This window comes from Bradyrhizobium sp. Gha, assembly GCF_900113735.1.
Classification (GTDB): domain Bacteria; phylum Pseudomonadota; class Alphaproteobacteria; order Rhizobiales; family Xanthobacteraceae; genus Bradyrhizobium.
On sequence record NZ_FOQM01000006.1, the window covers coordinates 48,477 to 72,984 of the forward strand.

At 65.5% G+C, this 24,508-nt stretch carries 22 protein-coding genes and 1 other RNA gene; 15 read left to right on the forward strand and 8 right to left on the reverse strand.

Annotation, left to right across the window (positions count from 1 at the left end; genetic code table 11):
* The first annotated feature begins 11 nt into the window (after positions 1-11).
* Both asd and BM222_RS10855 read left to right on the forward strand, forming a co-directional pair.
* Entirely contained in the window at positions 12-875 is an 864-nt protein-coding gene (gene asd, locus BM222_RS10850; RefSeq protein WP_092228264.1) for an archaetidylserine decarboxylase, read from the forward strand.
* Between the two features lie 66 nt (positions 876-941).
* Positions 942-1,514, forward strand: coding sequence for an NUDIX hydrolase (locus BM222_RS10855; RefSeq protein ID WP_092228265.1), 573 nt, complete (start codon positions 942-944; stop codon positions 1,512-1,514).
* A gap of 139 nt (positions 1,515-1,653) precedes the next feature.
* Here the strand turns inward: BM222_RS10855 and BM222_RS10860 are convergent, their stop codons facing one another.
* Positions 1,654-3,099, reverse strand: coding sequence for a FecR family protein (locus BM222_RS10860; protein WP_177243160.1), 1,446 nt, complete (start codon positions 3,097-3,099; stop codon positions 1,654-1,656).
* A gap of 257 nt (positions 3,100-3,356) precedes the next feature.
* Complete coding sequence (locus BM222_RS10865; RefSeq protein WP_092228266.1) at positions 3,357-4,145, reverse strand: DUF2147 domain-containing protein; 789 nt, start codon at positions 4,143-4,145, stop codon at positions 3,357-3,359.
* 307 nt (positions 4,146-4,452) lie between these two features.
* On the opposite strand from BM222_RS10865, the gene BM222_RS10870 reads away from it, so the two are divergent.
* Positions 4,453-5,646 (forward strand): extensin-like domain-containing protein, encoded by a 1,194-nt coding sequence (locus BM222_RS10870; RefSeq protein WP_092228267.1) that lies wholly within the window; start codon positions 4,453-4,455, stop codon positions 5,644-5,646.
* A gap of 9 nt (positions 5,647-5,655) precedes the next feature.
* Here the strand turns inward: BM222_RS10870 and BM222_RS10875 are convergent, their stop codons facing one another.
* Together BM222_RS10875 and BM222_RS10880 are read right to left on the reverse strand one after the other, a co-directional pair.
* Entirely contained in the window at positions 5,656-5,994 is a 339-nt protein-coding gene (locus tag BM222_RS10875; RefSeq protein WP_092228268.1) for a DUF6665 family protein, read from the reverse strand.
* Between the two features lie 52 nt (positions 5,995-6,046).
* Positions 6,047-6,682 (reverse strand): TetR/AcrR family transcriptional regulator, encoded by a 636-nt coding sequence (locus BM222_RS10880; protein ID WP_092228269.1) that lies wholly within the window; start codon positions 6,680-6,682, stop codon positions 6,047-6,049.
* Positions 6,683-6,873: 191 nt separating this feature from the next.
* Between BM222_RS10880 and BM222_RS10885 the strand changes: the two genes are divergently transcribed.
* From BM222_RS10885 to BM222_RS10900, 4 genes are all read left to right on the forward strand, one after another.
* Positions 6,874-8,178, forward strand: a complete 1,305-nt coding sequence (locus tag BM222_RS10885) for an HlyD family secretion protein (RefSeq protein ID WP_092228270.1) — start codon at positions 6,874-6,876, stop codon at positions 8,176-8,178.
* 28 nt (positions 8,179-8,206) lie between these two features.
* On the forward strand, positions 8,207-9,793 hold the full coding sequence (locus tag BM222_RS10890) for a DHA2 family efflux MFS transporter permease subunit (RefSeq protein ID WP_092228271.1): 1,587 nt from the start codon (positions 8,207-8,209) through the stop codon (positions 9,791-9,793).
* Positions 9,794-10,296: 503 nt separating this feature from the next.
* A complete protein-coding gene (locus BM222_RS10895) occupies positions 10,297-12,096 on the forward strand; it encodes an ABC transporter ATP-binding protein (RefSeq protein WP_092228424.1) in 1,800 nt (599 codons plus the stop codon).
* 55 nt (positions 12,097-12,151) lie between these two features.
* Entirely contained in the window at positions 12,152-13,558 is a 1,407-nt protein-coding gene (locus BM222_RS10900; protein ID WP_092228272.1) for an MATE family efflux transporter, read from the forward strand.
* Positions 13,559-13,625: 67 nt separating this feature from the next.
* Here the strand turns inward: BM222_RS10900 and BM222_RS10905 are convergent, their stop codons facing one another.
* On the reverse strand, positions 13,626-14,369 hold the full coding sequence (locus tag BM222_RS10905; protein WP_092228425.1) for a sulfite exporter TauE/SafE family protein: 744 nt from the start codon (positions 14,367-14,369) through the stop codon (positions 13,626-13,628).
* An 87-nt stretch (positions 14,370-14,456) separates the two neighbouring features.
* Positions 14,457-15,827 carry an aminotransferase-like domain-containing protein gene (locus BM222_RS10910; protein ID WP_092228273.1) on the reverse strand — a complete coding sequence of 457 codons (1,371 nt, stop codon included), beginning with the start codon at positions 15,825-15,827 and terminating at the stop codon, positions 14,457-14,459.
* 48 nt (positions 15,828-15,875) lie between these two features.
* Here BM222_RS10910 and BM222_RS10915 point away from each other — a divergent pair, with 48 nt between their 5' ends.
* Together BM222_RS10915 and BM222_RS10920 are read left to right on the forward strand one after the other, a co-directional pair.
* The gene (locus BM222_RS10915) at positions 15,876-16,337 is read left to right on the forward strand and encodes a DUF983 domain-containing protein (protein ID WP_092228274.1); all 462 of its coding nucleotides are present in this window, start codon (positions 15,876-15,878) and stop codon (positions 16,335-16,337) included.
* Positions 16,338-16,412: 75 nt separating this feature from the next.
* Positions 16,413-17,126, forward strand: coding sequence for an alpha/beta fold hydrolase (locus BM222_RS10920; protein WP_177243141.1), 714 nt, complete (start codon positions 16,413-16,415; stop codon positions 17,124-17,126).
* Positions 17,127-17,314: 188 nt separating this feature from the next.
* Here the strand turns inward: BM222_RS10920 and rnpB are convergent.
* An RNA gene (rnpB, locus tag BM222_RS10925) (RNase P RNA component class A) lies at positions 17,315-17,731 on the reverse strand.
* A gap of 150 nt (positions 17,732-17,881) precedes the next feature.
* Between rnpB and BM222_RS10930 the strand changes: the two genes are divergently transcribed.
* From BM222_RS10930 to BM222_RS10940, 3 genes are all read left to right on the forward strand, one after another.
* Positions 17,882-18,232, forward strand: a complete 351-nt coding sequence (locus BM222_RS10930; RefSeq protein ID WP_092228276.1) for a YciI family protein — start codon at positions 17,882-17,884, stop codon at positions 18,230-18,232.
* 88 nt (positions 18,233-18,320) lie between these two features.
* Positions 18,321-18,671, forward strand: coding sequence for a YciI family protein (locus BM222_RS10935; RefSeq protein ID WP_092228277.1), 351 nt, complete (start codon positions 18,321-18,323; stop codon positions 18,669-18,671).
* Positions 18,671-19,903, forward strand: a complete 1,233-nt coding sequence (locus tag BM222_RS10940) for an RNA polymerase sigma factor (protein WP_177243161.1) — start codon at positions 18,671-18,673, stop codon at positions 19,901-19,903. Before BM222_RS10935 ends, BM222_RS10940 begins: the two co-directional genes overlap by 1 nt.
* A 107-nt stretch (positions 19,904-20,010) precedes the next feature.
* Here BM222_RS10940 and BM222_RS10945 read toward each other — a convergent pair whose 3' ends face one another.
* Entirely contained in the window at positions 20,011-20,874 is an 864-nt protein-coding gene (locus BM222_RS10945) for an N-acetylmuramoyl-L-alanine amidase (protein WP_177243142.1), read from the reverse strand.
* A 453-nt stretch (positions 20,875-21,327) separates the two neighbouring features.
* Here BM222_RS10945 and rsmH point away from each other — a divergent pair, with 453 nt between their 5' ends.
* The 3 genes from rsmH to BM222_RS10960 are packed head-to-tail and all read left to right on the forward strand — an operon-like array spanning position 21,328 to position 24,473.
* A complete protein-coding gene (gene rsmH / locus BM222_RS10950; protein ID WP_177243143.1) occupies positions 21,328-22,317 on the forward strand; it encodes a 16S rRNA (cytosine(1402)-N(4))-methyltransferase RsmH in 990 nt (329 codons plus the stop codon).
* 3 nt (positions 22,318-22,320) lie between these two features.
* Positions 22,321-22,713, forward strand: a complete 393-nt coding sequence (gene ftsL / locus BM222_RS10955; RefSeq protein WP_092228280.1) for a cell division protein FtsL — start codon at positions 22,321-22,323, stop codon at positions 22,711-22,713.
* Positions 22,710-24,473, forward strand: coding sequence for a peptidoglycan D,D-transpeptidase FtsI family protein (locus BM222_RS10960; protein ID WP_092228281.1), 1,764 nt, complete (start codon positions 22,710-22,712; stop codon positions 24,471-24,473). The genes ftsL and BM222_RS10960 overlap by 4 nt, the downstream gene beginning before the upstream one ends.
* The last annotated feature ends 35 nt before the right edge of the window (positions 24,474-24,508 follow it).

Consider the following 24,508-nt stretch of genomic DNA (forward strand, 5'->3'; position numbering starts at 1 on the left):
CTGACAGATTCATGACAGTCAAAGCCCTCATCGCCTCTTTCACCCAGCAGGAAGACCTCAACTTCCTGTTGACCAACCGCATCCCGCGCGCGGCGCTGACCCGCTTCATGGGCTGGTTCTCCAAGATCAGGAATCCGCTGGTGCGGGACGGCTCCATCGCGCTGTGGAAGCTGTTCTCCGACCTCGATCTGTCGGAGGCGCGCAAGAGCCATTTCACGAGCTTGCACGACTGCTTTACGCGTGAGCTGAAGCCTGGCCTGCGTCCGTTCGATCCGGATGTCTCAGTCGTCGCGAGCCCCTCTGACGGCATCGTTGGCGCTCATGGCCGGATCGCCGATACCGAGCTGTTCCAGGTCAAGGGCGCGCCCTATGCGCTGCTCGATTTGCTTGGCGATCCCGCGCTGGTCGATCAGCACCGCAACGGAAGCTTCGTGACGTTGCGGCTGACCTCGAGCATGTATCATCGCTTCCACGCGCCTTACGATGCGCATATCGAGCGCGTCACGTTGATCCACGGCGACGTCTGGAACGTGAACCCGATCGCGCTGAAGCGGGTGGAGCGCCTGTTCTGCAAGAACGAGCGCGCGGTGATCCGGACGCATTTGTCGACCGGCGAGGCGGTCACGCTGGTGCCGGTGGCCGCGATCCTGGTCGCCAGCATCCGGTTGCACTTCCTCGACATGGTGCTGAACGCGCAGACCAAGGGCCCGGTCAACTTCTCCTGCGACGTCAACGTGACCAAGGGCGAGGAGCTCGGCTGGTTCGAGCACGGCTCGACCATCATCATCCTCGCGCCGGGCGACTTTTCATTCTGCGACGGCATTGCCGAAGGGACGCGCATCCGAGCCGGTCAAGCGCTGCTGAGAAGAAACTAGCCTTCAATCCGCCGTCCCCGCCGCCTATATCGTCGCCGGGGACGCTTCGACGGTACGGATTTGGTGATGGCACGAGCGCCGGTGATGGCGGCGGGTGGTATTGTGCTGCTGCGGCGTGGCGACACGCCACTGATCGCCATCGTGCGCCAGCGCAAGCGCAATGAGTGGGTTCTGCCCAAGGGCAAGCTCGACGACGGAGAGACGCCGAAACAAGCCGCGCACCGCGAGGTGCTGGAGGAGACCGGCCACGAGGTTGCCATCCACGAATTTCTGGGCACGCTCGGCTACCAGTCGGGTGGCCGATCCAAGGTCGTGCATTTCTGGCGGATGGAGGCCGTGGGCGGCCAGGTCCGCAAGCTCATGAACGACATCAAGGCGGTCGACTGGGTGACGCTGGACGACGCGCTCGCGCGCCTGTCGCGCGAATATGAGCGCGCCTTTCTCACCGAAGTCGGCCCGATCGCGATCGCGGCGGCCGGCCTCGCACAGTCATCCGCGGCGAAGCCAACGACGACGTTGCCGGCTGAGGACATCGATGCGGCCGTGCAGAGCCTGACGCCGGCTGAGGCTGCTTCGGTCGATGAGCTGCGGCAGGGCCTGTTGCAAAAGGTGAAGGCCTGGCTGCGCGGCGAGGCGTGAGCGTTTCCGCTCGTCTCTCTCCACGTCGTCATTGCGAGGAGCCCTTGCGACGAAGCAATCCAGAGTCTTTCCGCGGAGGGACCCTGGATTGCTTCGCTACGCTCGCAATGACGGAAGAGGCATCGGTGCTTTCTCCAATCTACCGCTTCTTCTTTTCCTTCGGCGCTGGAGCCGGCGCAGGCTTGCGCGGCGCGGCGGGGCGTTGAGCGCCGGGGAGGCGCTGCTGGAAGTCGGGCTGGCGCGGCGCGGCACCCTGTTGCGGCTGGACGGCGGGCCGTGGGCCGGGCTGCAATCCGGTGCGCGGCGGTTGCGGCGTGGTGCCATTCGGCTGCGCCGGCGTGACCGCTCCAGGCTGCTGCGGAGATTGTCCGCTGCGCTTTGGCTGCGTCGCGCCGCCGGGTTGCGTGCCCTGTCCGGTGCGCGGCTGGGCGGGCGGTTGCGCAGTGGCTGGCTTCTGGCCGGGTTGCTGCTGACCTCGTTGTGTGCCTTGTCGTGTGCCTTGTGGTGTGCCTTGGCCCGTGCCCGGCGTGCCCGGCTGTGCGGCGCCACCTTGCCGTTGCGGCGTCTGCTGAGCCGGCGGCTGCTGGCCCGGACGGTTGTTTTGACCAGGCTGACCGTTCGGCCGCTGCGGCTGCTGCTGGTTCGGCGCCGTGTTCGGACGCAATGGCTGTTGCTGCGGCGGCTGCGCCGGCCGCGGAATCCGGCTGACCGCGCTCGGGTTGGCGCGGCGGAAGTCGCGTTGCTCGGTGACGATCTGGCGGCCGGTGGTCTGCGCCGCGTGGACCTGGCTGACGATGCCGCGGTCGCGCGCGATCTGCTGCGGCGGGATGGTGATCGGAACCGCCGCAAAGCGCATGCCGCCCGGGCCGGCAGCACCGGGCCGGATTGCAAAGCCGCTCGACCCTTGCGTCAGCGAGCCGAGCCGCGTGCCGCTGGCGCGGTCGTTGACGTCGATGTGGCCGACCCGGCCGTCAGCGTCGGGGTAGAGCTTGATGTTGACATTGTTGGCGCTGGTCGCGGCCGCGTTCTCGGGCACGTCGACGACACCGGTGGTGCCGCGGATACCGAGCGTCGCGGTCGGAGTCGCGATCTTCATGTCGCCGGTCTTGGCCACTGCAGCCGCGACGAAGGCGACCGTGCCCTTGCCGATGTCGAAGATCGCCGAGTTCTGCTTGCCGCCATCCTCGTAGACGTAGGTGTCGATGGTGATCTTGGCGCTGGCGGACAGGTTGAACGTGGTGGCGTCGTTGAAGGTGATGCCGAGCGACGAATTCGAGGACGTCTGCACGATGTCGTTGAGATAGATGTCGTCGCGCACTTTCAGCGGATAGGAGTTCTTGTCTCGGACCACGGTCGCAATGCCCGTCACGGTCGCGACGTTGCCGATCGGCTCCGCGGCGGCGGACTGCGCATCAGTCGCCGGCGTCGGCGCTGCCGAAGGTGTTGGGGAGGTGGCGGGCGTCGGTTGGGCCTGCGTCTGCGCCTGTGCGAGCTGGACGGCGTCGGACCCGTACGCGACGTTCGCACCAGCCAGCGGCAGCGCCAGCAGCGGCAAAGCAAACATGACGCGGCGCCAAGCCACCATCAAAGCCACGAATGAGGTCCCCATGAGAAGGCGAGGCAAGACCAGCCGATATCAGCCGGAGATTGCTGAATGGCGGATGAACGTGTCTCGCATGGGAGGGGCGAACGGTGAAGCGACCGCGACGGGCGCGCGGGGCGAAATATCTCCACGTCGTCATGCCGGGCTTGTCCCGGCCATCCACGCCTTAATGCGGAGTAAGAAGAACGTGGATGCCCGGGACAAGCCCGGGCATGGCGGAGATTTGTGTGTCGTGCGCCTCAGCCGACCCGCTTCCAGGTCTGGCCGCCGCAGAACAGGCCGCCGAAAGCACAGCCTTGTACGCGCAACGCGTTCGGACCCTTCATGGCGATCGTCGAGTCGTAGTTGCGGCCGGAGTCGGGATCGTGGATGCGGCCGCTCCACTTGGCGCCGTCGGGCTTCATGTTGATCAGGATGCGCTCATTGCTCTTCTCGGCATAGCCGCAGAGATTGGTACCGCATTGTTCGACGCGGACATTGCCCTTGTTCTCTTCGGTCGCCCACACGCCGATCGGCGTGGTCGAAGCCTGCACCGGTGCTGCGGCAGCCGGAGCAGGCGTCGGTGCATAAGCGGGAGCCGCGGCAATCGGCGCGGGCGCGACGACGGGGGCGGGGGCTGCAACCGGCGCAGGCTGCGGGATCGTGTCGACGGACGGCGCCGCGGCGACATCAGTGGCTGGCGCAGCGGGAGCAACGGTGGGCGCGGCCGGCGCGGTGGCCTGCATCGGCGCCTGCTGCACGGGCGGCTGCGGCGCAGCCGGCGCAGGCTGCGCAGTCGTCGTCGATGGCGTGGTGGCGTCATCGTCCTTGGAGCCGCCGAGGCGGTTGAGGTTGATGTCGTTGAGCCTGATCGGCTTGTTCGACAGGCCCGGTGCCACGATGGTGAGGCAATCGAGCGAGGCACAGTTGCGCGGCGTCTCGATGCGGATGTGCTGGCCTTCGATCTGGAACGAGATCGAATTGCCGGCATGCGCGACGGCCGTCGAGGCGAGGAACAGTGCGGTGGCGGCAATGGTGAGCTTGCTCATGACAATCTCCGAAATAGCGTGGTCCCGGGATGGACTGAAGTCGGCCGTAGACCGGATGTGGTTCGACCCTATGCCTGACACGCCAGGCCTTCTGTGATGGACCTCACAATGCCTGCCCGCGTGGCGGACGACGCATGCAGGGGACGTTGCGCATGAACGTCTCGCCCGCATCGCGGCGCGGCTCGAATTTCCGAGGCCGCTTGCCCATCGTCACGACCGGCCGCTCCTGCGCGCGGCCGGTATGGTTAAGCAAAGCTGAAATCAGCGTGTTGAAGAGTCTTTAAGTAAATTCACCGAACGTGCGTACATGACGCGCGGAGTTCGTTTGTATCTCGTCGGCTCCATCGTCCTCGTATCGCTCGCGGGTTGCGGACGCGGCTTGTTCCAGGCCGAACGTGAACCGTGGCGGGCCGAGGCCGAAGCGGCGTGCCTGAAATCGGGCGCCGTCAAAGAGAGCCCGGACATCGTCCGGATCGATCCGATCTCCGGACCCGGCATGTGCGGCGCTGAATTTCCGCTGAAGGTCGCCGCGATCGGCGAAGCCAGCGGCAGCTACGGTTTTGCCGACGAGGAACTGCGTCCGCCCGGCAATGTCGGCAACCAGCCACGCTGGCCGGTGACGCAGCCGCCATCGAGTTATCCCGCATCCGGCTATTCGCAGCGGTCGAACTATCCCGAAAGCGCGGTGCGCCAGCCCGCCGGCTATGGCGCGTCGTCGGGTCCGGTGTCGCTCAGCGCGCCCGGCGTCGCGCCGCAGGAGGACGAGATCGATCTGCCGCCCGAGGGCACCGATGCCGAAGGCGCGGCGCGCTACATGAATGCGCCGAGCTATCCGGCGCGGCAGCCCGCGCCTTACTCCCAGGCGCCCGCGCAGCAGCCGCTGCCGCGTCTCGGTCCCGCGCAGGGCAATCCCGTCGCCGCCGTCGGTCCGGTCATGGTGAAGCCGACGGCGACGCTGGCCTGTCCGATCGTGTCCGAACTCGACCGCTGGTTTGCCGACAGCGTGCAGCCGTCGGCGATGCGCTGGTTCGGCGCCCGCGTGGTCGAGATCAAGCAGATCTCCGCCTATTCCTGCCGTGGCATGAACGGCAATCCGCACGCCCATATCTCCGAGCACGCCTTCGGCAACGCGCTCGATGTCGCCGCATTCACGCTCGCCGACGGCCGCCGCATCACCGTGAAGGACGGCTGGCACGGCATGCCGGAAGAGCAGGGCTTCCTGCGCGACGTCCAGGCCGGCGCGTGCGCGCATTTCACGACCGTGCTCGCGCCGGGCTCGAACGTCTATCACTACGATCACATCCATGTGGACTTGATGCGCCGCGCCAGCCGCCGCCTGATCTGCCAGCCGGCCGCGGTCTCCGGCGAAGAGGTGGCCGCGCGTGCGCAGCGGCGCAGTCCGTATGCGAGCAATCGCGATCCCTCCGTGACCGGCTCGCTCGGCACGCACAAAGGCAAGCACGACAGGGGCAACGAGGAAGACGAGTCCTCGGACGATTGAGCGGACGCGCTACCTCGAGCCCGGCTTCGACGGCGGCGCGAGCCCCATGCAGCGCTGCACTTCGGCGGGGACATTGTAGGTCCGCATGATGTGCCTGCTGTCGCGCAGGCCCGTCGCCTCGCGTTGCACGACGAACATCCAGAGCGCCTGGCCGGCTTCCATCACCAGTTTGCGCCTCGCCGGCTGCGTCGATGCCGGCGTCTCTGGAAGCGCGTGGGTCGCGTCGAATTCGCGCAATCGCGCCAGCGCCTGCTCGAGCGTGCGGCCCATCCGTCCAAGCGCCGAGGCTTGTTCCTGGACGATCTCATAATGGAGGATATCGACCGGCGGGCGAAGGTCACGGGACATGATCCCCAATATAGCGGGGCAAGGCACATGCGCAACGCGCGGCCGGCTGCCGTCACTTCGCCTTGTAGGCGCCCAGGAACATCCGCGTCGCGCTCTCGATCACTTCCGTCATGCGCTGCTCCGACGGCGGCGGCGCGGCCTGGAAGACGAAGGGCAGGAACAGCGAGGCCTTGCACAGTTCCATGAACTGCGACGCCGCCAGATCGCAATCGTCGATGGCGAGATTGCCGGAGACGACATGGGCTTTGAGATAGTCGGACAGGCGGCTGATGGTCTTGTCCAGCACGCGCAGATAATAGCGGCGGCCGACGTCGGGCATGCGCTCGGCGATCGCCATCACGGTGCGGATCGCCGATCCGCCGCCGGGGCGGCAGAGCAGATGCAGATAGGCCTGGCCGAAATCCTTCAAGGTCGTCTCGGCGTCGCGCGCGGGGTCGAAATTGAACGCGACCTGGCCGTGAAACAGCGCCTCCTCCTCGAGGATGGCTTCGAACAGCGCGGATTTGTCGGCGAAATAAACGTAGAGCGTGCCCTTTGAGACGCCGGCCGCACGCGCAATCTCGCCCATGCTGGCGCCGTCGAAACCCAGGTCCATGAACACTTTATGGGCGCCGGCCAGGATCTGGCGACGCTTCGAGCTGTCCTCTTCGGAGACGACGTGCAGATGTTCGCGGTCGGCTGCAACCATTGGTTCAGGGTCTCGAACGGTTTTGGCTCGGAGCTTGGACCATGAAACCCAAATAAAAGATTCGGGCCAGTAGGGTCCACCCGGGTTGATATCTATATTGACCGAACCGTTCGGTCAATGATATTTGGATGGACGACAGGGACCAGGCCGCAGGACGGCCACCCTGGTCGCGTTTTTTTGGGGAGGCCTTTATGGCCACATCGAGAGACCAGGCTGCGCGCGTGCTTCGCCAGGAAGCGGTGGAGACGACTGCGAATGCTGACGCTGCGCCTGAGAAGTCCGCAGCGCTTGCCGAGCAGTTGCGCTCTCATGTGGCCGAAGAGACCAAGCGCCGTACCAGCGAGGCGCCGGAGAAGCCCGTGACCGAGCAGCCGGCCCCGACAGCGTCCGCGCCCGCGGTGCCGAAATCCGGCAAGCGCAAATTCATCATGATGGGCATCGGCCTCGTGCTGGCGCTCGCGGCGGCGAGCTATGCCGGCTACTACACGCTGGTCGGCCGCTTCTTCGTCTCCACCGACGACGCCTATGTCCGCGCCAACAACACCATGCTGGGCGCGCGCGTGTCGGGCCACGTCTCCTCGATTCTCGCCGGCGACAACACGCTGGTGCATGCCGGCGACACCATCCTGCGCATCGACGACGGCGACTACAAGATCGCGGTCGATGCGGCTGCGACCCGGATCGCGACCCAGCAGGCCACCATCGATCGCATCGGCCGCCAGATCGCGGCGCTCGACAGCCAGGTCGCGCAAGCCAAGGCGCAGCTCGTCTCCGCGGAAGCCGGCCTCAAGCGCGCCGATCTCGATTATGACCGCCAGCAGGCGCTGAGCAGCAAGGGCTTTGCCTCGCGCGCGACGTTCGAGACCTCGGAAGCCGGACGCGACCAGGGCGCCGCCGCGGTGAAAGCCGCGCAGGCCGCTTACGACGTGGCGGTGAGCAATGTCGACGTCGCCAAGGCCCAGCAGGCCGAAGCGCAGGCGCAGCTCGCCGAGCTCAAGACCACGCTCGCCAAGGCCGAGCGCGACCTCGGCTTCACGGCGGTGCGCGCGCCGGTCGACGGCATCTTCTCCAACCGTCTCGTCAGCGCCGGCGACTTCATCGCCGTCGGCCAGCGGCTCGGCAATGTCGTCCCGCTCGACGACGTCTATATCGACGCCAATTTCAAGGAAACCCAGCTCAAGCGCATCCGTCCCGGCCAGCCGGTGACGATCAAGGTCGATGCCTATGGCATGCGCAAATTCTCGGGCGTCGTCGACAGCATCGCCGCAGGCGCGGGCTCGGTGTTCACGCTGCTGCCGCCCGACAACGCCACCGGCAACTTCACCAAGATCGTGCAGCGCGTGCCGGTCCGCATCCGCGTGCCGAAGGCGGTTGCGAAGCAGAACCTGCTCCGTGCGGGCATGTCGGTCTACGCCACCGTCGACACCAACAAGGGTGCCGCCGACGCCGACAGCGAGATCGATCTCGACGATCCCACCATGATCCATCCCCAGTAAGCGCCATCAGGCGCTGCGAGGTCAGACCATGGCGAATGCCGCGACCGCTTCCCCTGCCATGATGGCATCAGACGCTTCGGAGCGCATTGCGCCGAAGCGGCTGCTCGCCTTCATCATCATGGTGTTCGGGATGTTCATGTCGATCCTGGACATCCAGATCGTCTCGGCCTCCTTGAGCGAAATCCAGGCCGGGCTGTCGGCGAGCTCGAGCGAGGTCTCCTGGGTCCAGACCGCCTATCTGATCGCCGAAGTGATCGCGATCCCGCTCTCCGGGTTTCTGTCGCGCGCCTTCGGCACGCGGCTGCTGTTCGCGATCTCGGCGGCGGGTTTCACGATATCGAGCCTGCTCTGCGGCTTCGCCACGACCATCGAGGAGATGATCCTCTGGCGCGCGCTGCAGGGGTTTCTCGGCGCCGGCATGATCCCGACGGTGTTCGCCTCGGCCTACACCGTGTTTCCGCGCTCGAAATTCCACATCGTCGGCCCCATCATCGGGCTTGTTGCGACCCTGGCTCCCACGATCGGACCGACCGTCGGCGGCTACATCACCGATTTGATGACGTGGAACTGGCTGTTCTTCATCAACGTCGTTCCCGGCATCGCCATCACCCTGGGCGTTTGGGCGCTGGTCGATTTCGACGAGCCGCATTTCGAACTGCTCGACCGCTTCGACTGGTGGGGACTGATCTTCATGGCCGGCTTTCTCGGCACGCTGGAATATGTGCTGGAGGAAGGCCCGCAATATGAATGGATGCAGGACACCTCGGTGGCGATCTGCGCCTGGATCTGCATCGTCTCGGCGATCGCCTTCTTCTGGCGCGTGTTCACGGCGGCCGAGCCGATCGTCAACCTGCGCACCTTCTCCAACCGCAATTTCGCCGTCGGTTGCGTCCTGCAGTTCTGCATCGGCATCGGCCTCTACGGCCTGACCTACATCTATCCGCGCTATCTCGCGGAGGTGCGCGGCTACAGCGCGCTGATGATCGGCGAGACCATGTTCGTCTCCGGCATCACCATGTTCCTGGTCGCGCCCCTGGTCGGCCGCCTCATGGTGAAGCTCGACATGCGCTACATGATCGCGTTCGGGCTCATCGTGTTCGCGATCGGCTCCTACCAGATGACCTGGATCACCCGCGACTACGATTTTTATGAGCTGCTGGTGCCGCAGATCCTGCGCGGCATCGGCATGATGTTCGCGATGGTGCCGACCAACAACGTCGCGCTGGGCACGCTGGCGCCCGACAAGGTGAAGAATGCGAGCGGCCTGTTCAACCTGATGCGGAACCTCGGCGGCGCCGTCGGTCTTGCCGTCATCAACACCGTGCTCAACGACCGCACCGATCTGCACATCACGCGCCTGCAAGAGCGCGTGACCTGGGGCAATGCGACCGCGACCGAAACCCTGACGATGCTGATGCAGAAGTTCCAGGGGCTCGGCGATTCCACGCTGATGGCGATGAAGGAGCTCAGCCAGATCGTGCATCGCCAGGCCGTGGTGATGAGCTTCGGCGACGCCTTCTTCGTGCTGACGGTGTTCTATCTCGGCCTCAGCGTGCTGGTCACCTTGCTGAACAAGCCGGCTCCGATGGCCGGCGGTGGCGGCGACGCGCACTGAGCAAGCCGAGCATTCAGTGTCATCGCCCGGCTTGACCGGGCGATCCAGTACTCCGAGACGGTCGTTGGAGAGCTCGCTCTCGTCACATCTGCCTCGGCGTACTGGGATGCCCCGGTCAAGCCGGGGCATGACAGAGGAAATTGAGGTGACAGCAGTCCGGCGCACCAAAAAGCAACACTCGTGCGTGATCTCGCACGGCACCCGTTGCAAATCGCGAACGCCACATCTATAAAGCGCACCTCATTCAATCGAACCGGGGAGAGATTTGCATGATTTCGTCGCATTCGCAGATCGCGTTTCCGCGCTCGATGATGGTCTGGCTCGGTATTTTCTCGGCCTAGAGGCCACTTCCGCCAGCTTCGATTGGGCCAGGGTCTAGCCCCAACGCCCCGATCGCTTCGCTTCCCAAGTCCAAGTCAGTTTTAAGTGACGCCGTCTCGGCCTTCGCGGCCGGCCTGCGTCCATCGATGGAGCCGGCTCGCGCCAAGCGGCCGGATGATGCCATGACCGCATCGTCAAAGAAGCCCGCGGCGATCCGCGTGGTGCTGCCCTTCGTGTTCCGGCACTGGCTCAAGCAGCCGGGGCGCGCGCTTGCCATCGCCGTCGGCCTATTGGGTGCGACCGCAGCCGATCTGTTCATGCCGGTGTTTTCGGGGCACCTGATCGACGCGTTGACGCGCGGCCCGTCGGATCCTGCCGCTCGCCACGCCGCGCTGGTGGCGCTGGGCGGCATCGTGGTGCTGGGGGCGGCCTCCATGGTGTTGCGTCTGAGCGGCCTGCAGCTGATCGTGCCGTTCACGCTGAAGATCATGTCCGATGTCGCGCACGACGCCTTCCTGCGCGTCCAGCGCTTCTCGGCCGACTGGCACGCCAACTCCTTCGCGGGCTCGACCGTGCGCAAGATCACGCGCGGCATGTGGGCGCTCGACCTCCTGAACGATACCATCCTGCTGGCGCTGATGCCGTCGCTGGTCGTGCTGATCGGCTCGATGATCCTGCTCGGCGTGCACTGGGCCTCGCTCGGCGCGGTGATCGCGTTCGGCGCGGCTATCTTCGTCACGATGACCGTGCTGTTCTCGACGCGCTACATCGCGCCTTCCGCGCGTGTGTCCAATGCCTGGGACACCAAGGTCGGCGGCACGCTGGCGGATGCGCTGACCTGCAACGCGGTGGTGAAATCGTTCGGCGCCGAAGCGCGCGAAGACGCGCGGCTTGCCCGCGTCGTCAAGCGCTGGCGCGTGCGGGTGAGGCGGACCTGGTTTCGCTACAACTACACCGCCATCGCGCAGCTCTCGCTGCTGCTCTGCCTGCGCGCATCCGTGATCGGCGGATCGGTGCTGTTGTGGATGTCCGGGCGTGCCTCGCCCGGCGACGTCACCTATGTGCTGACGAGCTATTACGTGATCCACGCCTACCTGCGCGACGTCGGCATGCACATCAACAACCTGCAGCGTTCGGTCAACGACATGGAGGAACTGGTGGCGATTCACGATGAGCCGATCGGGATTGCCGATGCCGCTGACGCACGACCGATCGCGATCGAGGGCGGCGAGATCAGGTTCGACGACGTCACGTTCCATTATGGCGGCCATCGCGCACCGCTGTATGACGGGTTGTCGGTCAGGATCCGCGCCGGCGAACGCGTCGGTCTCGTCGGCCGCTCCGGCTCCGGCAAGACGACCTTCGTGAAGCTGGTGCAGCGGCTCTACGACGTCAGCGGTGGTCTCGTGCTGATCGACGGGCAGGACATCGCGCGGGCGACGCAGCAATCTCTGCGCAGCCAGATCGCCATCGTGCAGCAGGAGCCGATCCTGTTTCACCGCTCGCTTGCGGAGAACATCGCCTATGGCCGGCCCGGTGCCAGCCTGGGGGCGATCGAGCAGGCGGCGCGGCTTGCCAATGCGCACGACTTCATCCTGCGCCTGCCGAAGGGCTACGGCACGCTGGTCGGCGAGCGCGGGGTGAAACTGTCGGGCGGCGAACGGCAGCGCGTGGCGCTGGCGCGTGCCTTCCTGGCGGATGCGCCGGTGCTGATCCTGGACGAGGCGACGTCGAGTCTCGATTCGGAATCGGAAGCGCTGATCCAGCAGGCGATGGAGCGGCTGATGAAGGGCCGCACGTCGATCGTGATCGCGCACCGGCTGTCGACGGTGAAGAGCCTCGATCGCATCCTGGTGTTCGACCATGGCGAGATCGTCGAGCAGGGCACGCACGCCGTGCTCGCGGCCAAGCCCGGCGGCATCTATCGCAGCCTGTTCGAGCGCCAGGTGGTGGAGCTCGGGCATATCGCAGCAGCGGAATGAGGTGCGCGGCGGCAGGGCGGAAGTCCTGCCGTCACGTCGCCAAAGGTGGAATGAGATGAAAGACCTGACGCGCGGCTCGATCGTGAGCCACATCCTGAGCATGGCGCCACCGATCGTAGCGGGCATGATCTCGATCATGATCTGCCAGTTGGTCGATCTGTATTTCGTCTCGGGCCTGGGCGATGCTGCCGTTGCGGGTGTCGCCGCGGCGGGCAATGCCGGATTTCTCGTCAACGCGCTGCTGCAAGTCCTCGGTGTCGGCGCGGTGGCACTGATCGCGCATGCCGTAGGACGCAAGGATCGCGACGACGCCAATCTGGTGTTCAACCAGGCGGTCGCGCTGTCGGTGATCTTCGGCCTGTTGACCGTTGCCGCGGGGGCCGGCCTTTCGCGCCTCTACATGCGCTCGGTTGCGGCCGATCAAGCCACCATCGATGCGGGGACCACGTATCTGTTGTGGTTCATACCAGATCTGGCACTGGAATTCGTCATGCAGGTGGTTGCGTCGGCGCTCCGCGCGACAGGCGTCGTACGTCCCGCCATGTTGGTGCGGGTCCTGGCGGTCGGCATCAACATCGCGCTGGCGCCGGTGCTCATCTCGGGCTGGGGCACCGGCTACGCGCTCGGGGTTGCCGGGGCAGGGCTGGCGAGCTCGATTGCCGTGGCGATCGGCGTTCTGATGTTGCTCGCGTATTTCATGAGATCGGAGCGCTATGTCGCGTTTCATCCCGCGCAGTGGCGGCCGCAGCTTCGGCAATGGAAGCGGATCCTCAATGTCGGCCTGCCTGCCGGCGGCGAGTTCGCGATGGTCTTTATCATCATGGCGGTGGGCTATTACGTGCTGAGCGTATTTGGCTCGGCGGCGCAGGCAGGATTTGGCATCGGGACGCGGCTGCTCGGCCTGATCCAGATGCCGGCGCTCGCCATCGCGCTTGCTGCAGGGCCCATCGCCGGCCAGAATTTCGGCGCCGGCAATGGCGCGCGCGTGCGAGAAACCTTTGTCAAGGCGTCGTTGATGGCGACCGCCGTGATGCTGGCTTTTCTGATCGTCGCGCAGCTCGCGCCGAGTCTGCTGCTTGCAGGGTTCTCCAGCGATCCGCAGACGATGGCGGTTGCGTCGCTTTTTCTGCGCATCGTCTCGTTCAACATGATGGCGCAGGGGCTGATCTTTGTCTGCTCCAGCATGTTCCAGGGGCTTGGGAACACCAGGCCGGTGTTGTGGACCTCGGCAATGCGGGTCTTCACCTATTCCCTGCCATCGGTCTGGCTCTCGACATGGCCAGGCTTCCGGATGGAGCACGTCTGGTACTTATCGATCGCGACCAACGCGCTGCAGGCCGCCGTGAGCGTGTCGCTGTTGCTGCGCGAATTCAGGAAGCGTCTTGCGTTGCCACCCCGGCATACGGTTACGCAGGCGCCGGATGCTGATCCCGTTGCACCGCCGCTGCGCGAGCCGGCGTAGCCAGGCTCACTTGCTTTGTCCCCCATCCACGGCTCCGGCTCGTCTGCCGCGCAGTGGAAAAGGAAGACTAGAGCGCGCTGATGCTGTTCCAGACCAGGGTGGCGCCCGACAGGAACAGCAGGCCGAGCACGACGTCGCCGAAATGCTTGTCGCTCAGCGCGTGATAGACGCGCGCGCCGACCCATGCGCCGATCAGCGTGCCCGGGAATGCGACCATCGCGAGCCAGACCACCTTGAATGCCACCAGGCCTGATGCCGTCTGCAGCACCAGCGCGGTCGCAAGCACCGTGAAATTGAACAGCTGGAAGATGCCGCGCCGCTCGTGCTTGTTCCAGCCGCGGATGTTGGCCCATAGGATCGGTAGCGGCCCGGATAGTCCGGCCAGCCCGCCCAAAATGCCGCCGGCAAAGCCGATCGCACCGTCGGCGATGCGACCGCCGAAGGTGACGGAAAACTGCTTCTTGTTGAGGTACAGCGCGCTCGAAAAGATCAGCAGCAGCACGCCGACGCTGAGCTTGAACACTTTTGGATCGGCGGAGGCGACCAGCTTGGTCCCGAGCGGCACGCCGATCAGCCCGCCAATCAGGAACGGCCACACCAGCGAGAGGTCGAAGCTCTTCCACATCGAGGGCAATGTCGAGGTCTGCGCGATCACCGAGCAGATCAGCACGAGCGGTACCGCGAGCGCGGGCGGCAACACGTAGAGCCAGATGCCGAGCGCCATCAGCGCCGTGCCGAATCCCGCCAGCCCCGAGACGAAGCCGCCGGCCAGTGCGCCGAACAGGATCAGTGCGTAAGTGAGCGTTTCCACCAATGAGTCCCAGTCGTTGCCCCGGGCCGCGAGCGGCCTCATGGCGCATAGCACAAAGGCAGGGCCGTCAGCATCAATCAAGATTTGCTACACGATCTGCCTGGTGTCGGCGGGCTTGTGCAAGGCGCCGACGAGGATGCGCAGGGCCTCGGTCAATTCCGATCTGTTGCGCGCCGCGCCGAGTGAGACGCGCGCCGCATGCGGCGATGTTCCGTCGACGGTGAAGGCGTCGCCGCCAACGATCGCGAGCCCATTGCGCAGCAGGTGCGCAGGCACGTCGGGCCGTCCTTCCGGCAAGTGCAGCCACAAATGATGGGCGGCGGGATTCGCTCGGAACCGAAACTCCTTCAAGGCGCGCTGAGCCAATTGTTGGCGGCCGACGGCCTCGTTGCGGACGGCGGTGATGATGCGGTCGGCGACGCCGCTCTCGATCCAGTGCGTCACCAGCGCGACCATCAGCGGTGCCGGCATCTGCACCGTGGCTTGCAGATAGCCGCGCATCTGCAGCTGCGCGCCGCTATCGGGCGTCAGCAGATAGGCGACGCGCAGTGCCGGCGCGATGCATTTCGACAGCGTGGTGGCGAGATATGTCCGCTCCGGGATGAGGTTGGCGATCGGTGAGGCCGATCGGTGGAGCAGCCCGTAGGCATCGTCCTCGATCAGAACGACATCGGCATCGCGGATGATTTTTGCGATTGCGTCGCGGCGATCCGGGGCGAGCGTCGCGGTGGTCGGATTATGCAGCGTCGGGATGAGATAGACCGCCTTCGGCTTGTGGGTGCGGCAAGCCTTCGCCAGCGCATCGGGCAGGATGCCGCCCTCATCCATGGCGACACTGACGAGCCTGACGCCAAGCTGCGCAGCGGCCGCCTTGATGCCGGGGAAGGTGAGGGCCTCCGTCAGCACGACATCGCCGGGACGTGCGAGACAGGCAAGCAGGTTGAAAAGGATCGTCTGCGCGCCGGGAAAGATCACGAGCTTGTCTGCGTGGGCGTGCGGAACGCGGGTCCGCATCCAGCGCACCGCGACCTCGCGCTCATGCGCGCTGCCGCCGGGCGGCTGGTAATTCAGGAATGCAGTCAAGCCCGATTGCGCGCGAATGGCCTCAAGGCCGGTGACGATGCGCTCATCGAGCCGTGCTTCGAGCGGGTGCGGGGGCACGTTCATGGAGAGGTCGATCGCGACCGGATGCGGCAGGTCGACCGCCCGGCGCACGCTGGTCTCCGACACGAACGAGCCCTGGCCGACGCGAGCCTCCATGATGCCGCGGCGCCGCGCCTCGGTGTAGGCGCGGGTCACCGTGGTGAGATCGATGCCGAGCGCTTTTGCCAGCGCGCGCTGCGTCGGCAATTGCTGGCCCCGCACCAGCCGGCCGGCGGCGATGTCGGCCTCCATGGCCTCCACGATGCGCTGATACCGCGGCCCTGACAGCTCCGAGATTGTAGGGGTCCAATCCATGCAATTAGGCCCGTATCCTTTGAATGTATGGATTCAAGATAGTATTGTATGGATCAGCAAAACGAAAGGGGTTCCGTCATGGCGACCGGTTCAATTTCCCTGGCAAAGGCGATGTGGCACGGTTTTCGGGGCAAGTGCCCGAACTGCGGCCGAGGACATCTGTTCGGCCGTTTCCTCAAGGTGGCCGACGCCTGCGATCGTTGCGGCGAGGAGCTGTTCCACCAGCGCGCCGATGACTTCCCCGCCTATCTCGTCATGGTCGTGGTCGGCCACCTCGTGGTGCCGGCGATCCTCGCGGTCGAGACGGCTTATGCGCCGCCGGTCTGGCTGCAACTCGCGGTGTGGCTGCCGGTGACGCTGTTTGCTTCGCTGGCGCTGCTGCAACCGACCAAGGGTGCGATCGTCGGCCTGCAATGGCAGATGGGCATGCACGGCTTCGAGGCGAGCAAATCGCGGCGGGAAGCCGGTCAGCTTGCGCCCGTGCTGGTGAAGGCGTCGCGCGCGGCCTGAGGCACGTCGCGTCGTTTACATCGCGCGGCTGCCCGCTACACTCCATCGTCTCAAACAAGAAAGATGGAAACGCTCATGGCCGCACGCGCGAAAACCTTCCTGCTCTGTCATGGCGCGTGGTCCGGCGGCTGGTCATGGCGGAAAATGCATCCTCTGATGGCGCAGGCCGGCCACCGCCTGGTCGCGCCGACCTATACGGGGCTCGGCGAGCGGTCACATCTCGCCAGCGCCGCTGTCGATCTCGAGACGCATATCCAGGATATCCTCAACGTCATCAAATTTGAGGACCTCAGCGACATCGTGCTGCTTGGTCACAGCTATGGCGGCATGGTCGCAACCGGCGTTGCCGATCGTGCGCGCGAGCGCATCACGCAATTGATCTATCTCGACGCCTTCGTGCCGCGCGATGGCCAATCGCTGTTCGATCTCAACGAAGGCGGTCGCGAGCCGATGCGCAAGGCGGCTGCAGCCGGCGATGGCTACCGCATCCCGCCCAATCCGCCGCCGCCGGATACACCGCAGGCCGATCTCGACTGGCTCAACGCGCGCCGCATCAACATGCCGCTCAAATGCTTCGAGACCAGGCTGAAGCTCGCGCACGGCGAACCCGCGATGCCGCGCAGCTACATCTATTGCGCCCGTATTCCGCCGGGCGATGTGTTCGGGCAATTCGCAAGGCGCGCGAGGAGCGAAGATGGCTGGCGCTATTTCGAGCTCGACGCCAGTCATGCGCCGAATGTGACGGCGCCGGAGGCGCTGATGGGTGTGCTGCAAGAGATCGTAGCGTAGCACTCACTTTCGTCATTCCGGGGCGTGCGCAGCACGAACTACGATGCGCAATTGCGCATCTGAGAATCCATTCCTCCACATTCTCTGCTGCGCGATGGATTCCGGGTTCTCGCTTCGCGAGCCCGGAATGACAGCCTGCCCAAATTGGTGAGGGGTCCGATGCGTCGGCATCGAACCCCTCCCTGCAAGATATCAGCCGGCCTGTAAGCCGGGTTCTGTAGGGCACCGCCCGCTTGCGCAGACGATACGTGACGGCCATTCCTCTGGGACCATGTTTGCACATGGCCTCGAGCAACCTACCCGGACGGCGGGCCTGACATCGCCCCGCGGCGTTATCGCTTTCGCGAACGGCCCGCTACGCCGTCCCTATTCGGTTTTGCTCCCGGTGGGGTTTACCATGCCGGCTCCGTTGCCGGACCCGCGGTGCGCTCTTACCGCACCTTTTCACCCTTACTTCCTCCGAGGAGGGAGCGGTTCGTTCTCTGTGGCACTTTCCCTGGGGTCGCCCCCGCCGGATGTTATCCGGCACCGCATGTCAAGGGAGCCCGGACTTTCCTCCCCGGCGGCCTTTCGGCACTTGCCGGAGCGGCCGTCCGGCCGACTGACCGACAAGGCAATGGGCATTTGTGACGTTTCCGTCAAGCAGAGATCGTCGCGCACGCCGCCGCGTAAATAATTTATCCTGAAGATGTCGTTGGGCGCGGACCCCGTTCGACTGGATGCCGGCAATCCAGCCGAACAACAGGAGACAAGCGATGCAGTATCTGCTGCTGATCTATCGTAACGAAGCACAACAGAGCCAGATGGCGCCCGCGGATTACCAGAAGCTGCTGGCGGAGTATTCTACCTACACCCAGTCGATCGTCCAGAGCGGCCATTTCAAGGCCGGTGACGGGCTGCAGCCGACCTCGACCGCCACCACGGTCCGCGTTCGCGACGGCAAGACCATGACCACCGATGGTCCCTTCGCCGAGACCCGCGAGCAGCTCGGTGGCTACTATCTCGTCGAAGCCAGGGATCTCGATGCCGCGATTGAACTCGCCGCGCGGATTCCCGGCGCCAGGCACGGCTCGATCGAAGTGCGGCCGGTCATGATCTACCAATGATCGGAAAAATAGTTTCGCGATGATGTCGTTTGGCATCGGCCCCGTTCGACAGATGTCGGCGATCCAGCCGAACCACAGGAGTTAAGCGATGCAATACCTGCTGCTGATCTACCGGAACGAAAGCTATTTGACCGACATGAACGCCGCCGACCGTCAGAAGCTGGCGGGCGAATACGGCGCCTACACGCAGTCGATCATCCAGAGCGGCCATTTCAAGGCCGGCGACGGGCTGCAGCCGACGACGACCGCGACCACGGTGCGCGTGCGCGACGGCAAGACCATGACGACCGACGGCCCGTTCGCGGAAACGCGCGAGCAACTCGGCGGCTACTATCTGATCGAAGCCAAGGATATCGACGACGCCATTGCGATCGCGGCGCGCGTTCCCGAGGCCAAGCGAGGATCGATCGAGGTCCGGCCGGTCATGATCTACAAGTGATCGCCGCCACCGACATCGACAAGGTCTTCCGCGACGAGGCGGGGCGGGCGCTGGCCACCCTGATCCGCCTCGTCGGGGATTTCGACTTGGCCGAGGATGCGCTTCAGGATGCATTTGCGGTCGCGCTGGAGCGCTGGTCGTCAGGTGAGCCGCCAGACAATCCGCGTGCGTGGCTGGTCAATGTCGGTCGCAACAAGGCGATCGACCGCATCAGGCGCCAGGCCGCCTTTCGCGGCAAGCAGCAGGCGCTGCTGCACGAGCTCGCGCTCAACGCGCAAGGCCCCGACGAGCCGCTGGCGATGCTCGACGACGACATGCTGCGGCTGATCTTCACCTGCTGCCATCCGTCGTTTGCGGCCGAGGTCCAGGTCGCGCTGACGCTGCGCACCGTCTGCGGCCTCTCCACCGCGCAGGTCGCGCGCGCCTTTCTGGTCGGTGAGGACGCGATGGCGCAGCGCCTCGTCCGCGCCAAGCAGAAGATCAGGCTCGCCGGCATTCCCTATCAAGTGCCGGAGAGCGACGCCCTGGCGCCGCGGCTCGACGGTGTGCTCGCCGTGATCTACCTCGTCTTTACCGAAGGCTATGTCGCGACCTCGGGCACCGATCTGATGCGGCCCGATTTCGCGGCCGAAGCGATCAGGCTCGGCCGTCTGCTCGACCGGCTGATGCCCGACCGCGCCGCCATCAAGGGCCTGCTCGCCTTGATGCTGCTGCACGATGCGCGCCGCGCCGGGCGCGAGACCGCGGCCGGCGACATCGTGCTGCTGGAAGAACAGGACCGCTCGCTGTGGGATCGCGCGCAGATCGAGGAAGGCTTGGCTCTCGTCGACGACGCGCTGCGCGTGCCGGGGCGGCCGCAGCCCTATGTGGTACAGGCCGCGATTGCCGCGCTGCATGCCCGCGCGCCGAGCTACGCGCAGACCGACTGGCCGCAGATCGCCGGGCTCTACGAAGTCCTGCTGCGGATCAATCCCTCGCCGGTCATCGAGCTCAACCATGCCGCCGCGATCTCGATGGTCGACGGCCCGGCGCGCGCGCTCGATCTCGTCGACGCGATCTCCGCGCGCGGTGGTCTCGACGGCTACGAGATGTTGCCGGCGGTGCGAGCGGATTTGTTGCGACGGCTGGAGCGGAAGCAGGAGGCGCGCGAAGCCTATGCTGCGGCGACCGGGGCGACGCAACTCGAGCCGCTGCGAAGGCTGTATGCGCGTCGGCTGCGGGAGATGGAGTAGCGCCACATCCTCCGTCATTGCGAGGAGCTCTTGCGACGAGCAATCCAGACCATCTCCGCGGTGACAGTCCGGATTGCTTCGCTACGCGCGCAATGACGGCTTCGCCGTCACTTCGACGCGACAGCCGTCCCGTCCGCCGGCAGACTCGCCAGCAGAGCCTGCAAGGTCGACAGCGTCGAGTGATCGGCAATCCCGTCCAGCCGCGCGGGACGGAAGTGGCGCTGGAAGGCGGTGACGACTTCCATGGTCGAGGCGTCGTATTTGCCTGACAGCGGCACGCCATAGCCATAGCGAGCGAGCGCCTGCTGAAGGCTCAGCACCTCGTCGCTGATGGTGCCGAGCATCAGGGTTTCGCCGCGCACGACCGGCGCCGGCGTCACCCAGTGGCCGACACCGGAATTGGCGAGGGAATGCCAGGGAAATTTCTCGCCGGGATCCTTCTTGCGCGCGGGCGCCACGTCGGAATGACCGAGCACCCGTTGCGGCACGATCTTGCGGCGGAGCATGATGCCGCGGCACAGCGCGATCACGGCGGCGATCTGGCGCAGCGGATATTCGGGATAACCCCAATCGTGACCGCGATTGATGATCTCGATCCCGATCGAACAGGAGTTGATGTCGTCCTCGCCGGCCCAGGACGAGACGCCCGCGTGCCAGGCGCGCCGCGCCTCCGGCACGCATTGCACGATGCGGCCGTCCTCCAGCACGACATAATGCGCCGACACTTCGGAGCCGGCCGTGCACAGCCGCGCCAACGCGCCCTCGACGTCGGGCATGCCGGTGTAGTGCAGCACGATCATGTCGGGCTGGCGGCCCTTGTTGCGCTCGCCATGATTGGGCGAGGGGATGATGTCGGAGACGATCGACGAATCCGGCTCGAACGTCCGCACGCTCGCCGCGGCCTTGGGAACCGGGAGAACGCGCTGACGCTTCGAATCAGCTCCAGGCGGCGTGGACGAACCGGACGACATAAACAACTCAAATCGGACAAGAGAATGGGCCAAGGCCTTCTCTTTACTATTCCTTTACCGTCTGCTTCGCGCAATCGCGCGATGCGGTTGCCGGTGCATTTTGGGCTCAGTGTGTGGATGACGCATCACTGCCCAAGGAACCGCGTAAGCACCTTTTCGAGATGTAACGACCCGATCAACGCTTTCTTAACGCTAAGCGCCGTTACTGAGAGATGAAGAGCCGACCCGCGTCCGGAGGCGGCCAAAGCGTTTTTGGCTCGAAATCCCATGGTTGCCCGACATATTCCACTGGGAACACAGGGTTTGCCGGCTGGGAAGATCGGGCTCGGCGTACATGGTGGATTGGGGTTGGGTCGTGGAACCGCCGCGACGCGGAATTATTCGAGGCGTGATGGGCTTTCTCGCCCCCAAATTGACCGGCCTGTTTTCTTGCGCACCCGGCAGGCGCGGCGCATGAGCAAGGCGCCGCACATTCCCGTGCTTGGCCGCGAAGCGATCGCGCATCTCGCGCCGGGTGAGGGCGGCATCTATGTCGATGCGACCTTCGGGGCCGGGGGCTACAGCCGCGCCATTCTCGACATATCAGGGACCCGCCTGATCGCGATCGATCGCGACCGTACCGCGATCGCCGGTGGCGCCGAGCTCGTCGCGGGCGCGGCCGGCCGGCTGACACTTGTCGAAGACCGTTTTTCGAATCTCGCCCAAGTCTGCGCCGCGCAGGGCGTCGATGCGGTCGACGGCGTCGTGATGGACGTGGGCGTGTCCTCGATGCAGCTGGACCAGGCCGGTCGCGGCTTCTCGTTCCGCCTCGACGGTCCGCTCGACATGCGCATGGGGCAGACGGGACCGACGGCGGCCGACATCGTTGCGCGCGCCTCGGAAAGCGATCTCGCCGACATCATCTATCTCTTCGGCGAAGAACGGCATTCGCGCCGCATCGCCCGCGCCATCGTGGCTGACCGGCAGGAGACGCCGTTCACCACCACGCGTGCGCTCGCCGATCTGGTCGGGCGGGTGGTGCGCTCGAAGCCCGGCGACATTCACCCGGCGACACGGACCTTCCAGGCCTTGCGCATCTTCGTCAACGAAGAGCTCGAGGAGCTGCAAACCGCGCTGATCGCGGCCGAGCGCATGCTCAAGCCCGGCGGTCGCCTTGTGGTGGTCTCGTTCCATTCGCTGGAAGACCGCATCGTCAAGAATTTCCTGAGCCAGCGCTCGAAGACCGGCGGCGGTTCGCGCCATCTGCCGGAGGTGGCGCAAGGCGCGCCGAGCTTCCAGCTTCTGACGCGGCGGCCCGTGATTGCCGGCGAAGAGGAGGTTGCGCATAATCCGCGCGCCCGATCCGCAAAGCTGCGCGCCGCCGAGCGCACCACAGCGCCGGCGCATGTCGACGACGAGCCGTCGTCCTGGCCAAAACTCTCCGACGTGATGAGGGGGGGCTAGCAGATGCGCTTCATCCACCTTCTCGTCATCGGCGCGCTGATCTTCGCGGCCGCCTATGTCTACCGAATCAAGATGGACTCCACCGCGCGCACCGAGAAGGTGCTGCGGCTGCATGCGGAGATTCGCGAGCAGCGCGACGCGATCGCCCAGCTGCGCTCCGAATGGGCCAAGCTCGATGCGCCCTTGCGCCTGCAGGGCCTCGTCGAGCGGCATCTGCCGCTCAAGCCCGTCAGCGGCACGCAATATGATTCTCTGAAGAACCTGCCGGACCGTCCGCCGCGGATGTTCCGGCCGGGCGAGCCTGATCCGATCGGGTCCATGATCAACACCATCGAAGCCGCGAGCGATCGTGACAGCGTGACGGGCTCGGTGCCGCAGCCCGAGGACAAGCAATGAGCGCTGTTCCGGCCAAGCCCGCAGGACGACCCACAGAGCGTCCAACCGAACCTTGGCGGCAGCGGCTGGTCCGCAGCCTGCTCTACGGGCGCAACGTCGATCGCGCCGCGAAGGCGCGCGCGCGGGTGGGCCTCGCCATGCTGGCCTTTGCCGCCGTCTACGCCATGATCGGCGGACGCCTCGTGATGTTCGCGATCGGCGCCGACGCCCACAGCGCGCGGCGTGCCGCCTCGCAGGAGGTGGTTGCGACCGCACGGCCCGACATCGTCGACCGCAACGGTGCGATCCTGGCGACCGACGTCAAGGCCGCCAGCATGTTCGGCGAGCCGCGCCGCATCATCGACAAGGACGAGGCGATCGAGCTTCTGACCGCGACCGTGCCCGATCTCGACGAAGCCGAGGTGCGCGAGCGCCTGTCATCGCGCAAGGGTTTCGTCTGGCTGAAGCGCGAGATCACCGCCAAGCAACAGCTCGACATCCACAAGCTGGGCCTGCCCGGCATCGGCTTCCTGCGCGAGAACAAGCGCGTCTATCCGACCGGCAACGAGGTCGCCCACCTCATCGGCCTCGTCAACATCGACAACCAAGGCATCGCCGGCATGGAGAAGTGGCTCGACAACCAGGGCCTCGCCGATCTCCACCGCGCGGGCTTTGCCATCGACCGGTTGCAGAAACCGATCGAGCTGTCGGTCGATCTGCGCGTCGAGCACGCGCTGCGCGACGAGCTGCTCAAGGCCAAGGAAAAATTCCACACCAAGGCGGCCTCGGGCCTCGTCACCAACGTCAACACCGGCGAGATCGTGGCCATGGTCTCGGTTCCGGATTTCGACCCGAACAATCCGAAGGAAGCCCACGATCCCGACCGCATCAACCGCCTGACAACAGGCGTCTACGAGATGGGCTCGACCTTCAAGGCGTTCACGCTCGCGATGGCACTCGACACCGGCAAGTACGGCCTCGACTCGCTGTGGGACGCGCGCGGCCCGCTGCACTACGGCAAGTTCGCGATCCATGACGACGAGCCGAAGGGCCGCTTCCTGAACATGAAGGAAGTGTTCACCTTCTCCTCCAACGTCGGTGCGGCGCGGATTGCGCTGTCGCAGGGCGTGGAAGCGCACAAGGCGTTCCTGCGCAAGATGGGGCAGCTGGATCGGCTGCGTACGGAATTGCCCGAGAGCGCGTCGCCGATCGTGCCGCGGCATTGGGGCGATCTCAACACCATTACCATCGCGTTCGGCCACGGCATTGCGGTGGCGCCGTTGCAGGCGGTGATGGGCGTCAGCGCGCTCGCCAATGGCGGCCTGCTGATTCCCCCGACCTTCCTCAAGCGCTCCGAGGAGGAGGCACGGGCGATCGCAAAGCGCGTGATCAAGCCCGAGACGTCGGACAAGATGCGGTTCCTGATGCGGCTGAACGCGGAGATCGGTACCGCCAAGAAGGCGAATGTTCCCGGTTACTACATCGGCGGCAAGACCGGCACGGCAGAGAAGGTGGTCAACGGCCGTTATGCCAAGAAAAGGGTGCTGACGGCGTTTACCGCGATCATTCCAGCGGACAAGCCGAAGTACCAGCTCCTGATCATGCTCGACGAGCCGCAGCCGCTGAAGGAGACCTACGGCTTCATCACGTCTGGCTGGAACGCCGTTCCGACCGCAGGCAACGTCATCACCCGTATCGGACCGCTGCTCGGCATCGAGCCCCGCTACGACCTGCCGCCCGCGGACCGCCTTATTCTTGCAGCATCCAGGACAACCCAGTAATCACAGGGGTAGGGCCGTGGCCGCCGCTGAGTCGG

Coding starts and splice junctions, on each gene's coding strand:
- asd (WP_092228264.1), top strand. CDS start 12: ATGACAGTCAAAGCCCTCATCGCCTCTTTCACCCAGCAGGAAGACCTC.
- BM222_RS10855 (WP_092228265.1), top strand. CDS start 942: ATGGCACGAGCGCCGGTGATGGCGGCGGGTGGTATTGTGCTGCTGCGG.
- BM222_RS10860 (WP_177243160.1), bottom strand. CDS start 3,099: ATGGTGGCTTGGCGCCGCGTCATGTTTGCTTTGCCGCTGCTGGCGCTG.
- BM222_RS10865 (WP_092228266.1), bottom strand. CDS start 4,145: ATGAGCAAGCTCACCATTGCCGCCACCGCACTGTTCCTCGCCTCGACG.
- BM222_RS10870 (WP_092228267.1), top strand. CDS start 4,453: ATGACGCGCGGAGTTCGTTTGTATCTCGTCGGCTCCATCGTCCTCGTA.
- BM222_RS10875 (WP_092228268.1), bottom strand. CDS start 5,994: ATGTCCCGTGACCTTCGCCCGCCGGTCGATATCCTCCATTATGAGATC.
- BM222_RS10880 (WP_092228269.1), bottom strand. CDS start 6,682: ATGGTTGCAGCCGACCGCGAACATCTGCACGTCGTCTCCGAAGAGGAC.
- BM222_RS10885 (WP_092228270.1), top strand. CDS start 6,874: ATGGCCACATCGAGAGACCAGGCTGCGCGCGTGCTTCGCCAGGAAGCG.
- BM222_RS10890 (WP_092228271.1), top strand. CDS start 8,207: ATGGCGAATGCCGCGACCGCTTCCCCTGCCATGATGGCATCAGACGCT.
- BM222_RS10895 (WP_092228424.1), top strand. CDS start 10,297: ATGACCGCATCGTCAAAGAAGCCCGCGGCGATCCGCGTGGTGCTGCCC.
- BM222_RS10900 (WP_092228272.1), top strand. CDS start 12,152: ATGAAAGACCTGACGCGCGGCTCGATCGTGAGCCACATCCTGAGCATG.
- BM222_RS10910 (WP_092228273.1), bottom strand. CDS start 15,827: ATGGATTGGACCCCTACAATCTCGGAGCTGTCAGGGCCGCGGTATCAG.
- BM222_RS10915 (WP_092228274.1), top strand. CDS start 15,876: ATGGATCAGCAAAACGAAAGGGGTTCCGTCATGGCGACCGGTTCAATT.
- BM222_RS10920 (WP_177243141.1), top strand. CDS start 16,413: ATGGCCGCACGCGCGAAAACCTTCCTGCTCTGTCATGGCGCGTGGTCC.
- BM222_RS10930 (WP_092228276.1), top strand. CDS start 17,882: ATGCAGTATCTGCTGCTGATCTATCGTAACGAAGCACAACAGAGCCAG.
- BM222_RS10935 (WP_092228277.1), top strand. CDS start 18,321: ATGCAATACCTGCTGCTGATCTACCGGAACGAAAGCTATTTGACCGAC.
- BM222_RS10945 (WP_177243142.1), bottom strand. CDS start 20,874: ATGTCGTCCGGTTCGTCCACGCCGCCTGGAGCTGATTCGAAGCGTCAG.
- rsmH (WP_177243143.1), top strand. CDS start 21,328: ATGAGCAAGGCGCCGCACATTCCCGTGCTTGGCCGCGAAGCGATCGCG.
- ftsL (WP_092228280.1), top strand. CDS start 22,321: ATGCGCTTCATCCACCTTCTCGTCATCGGCGCGCTGATCTTCGCGGCC.
- BM222_RS10960 (WP_092228281.1), top strand. CDS start 22,710: ATGAGCGCTGTTCCGGCCAAGCCCGCAGGACGACCCACAGAGCGTCCA.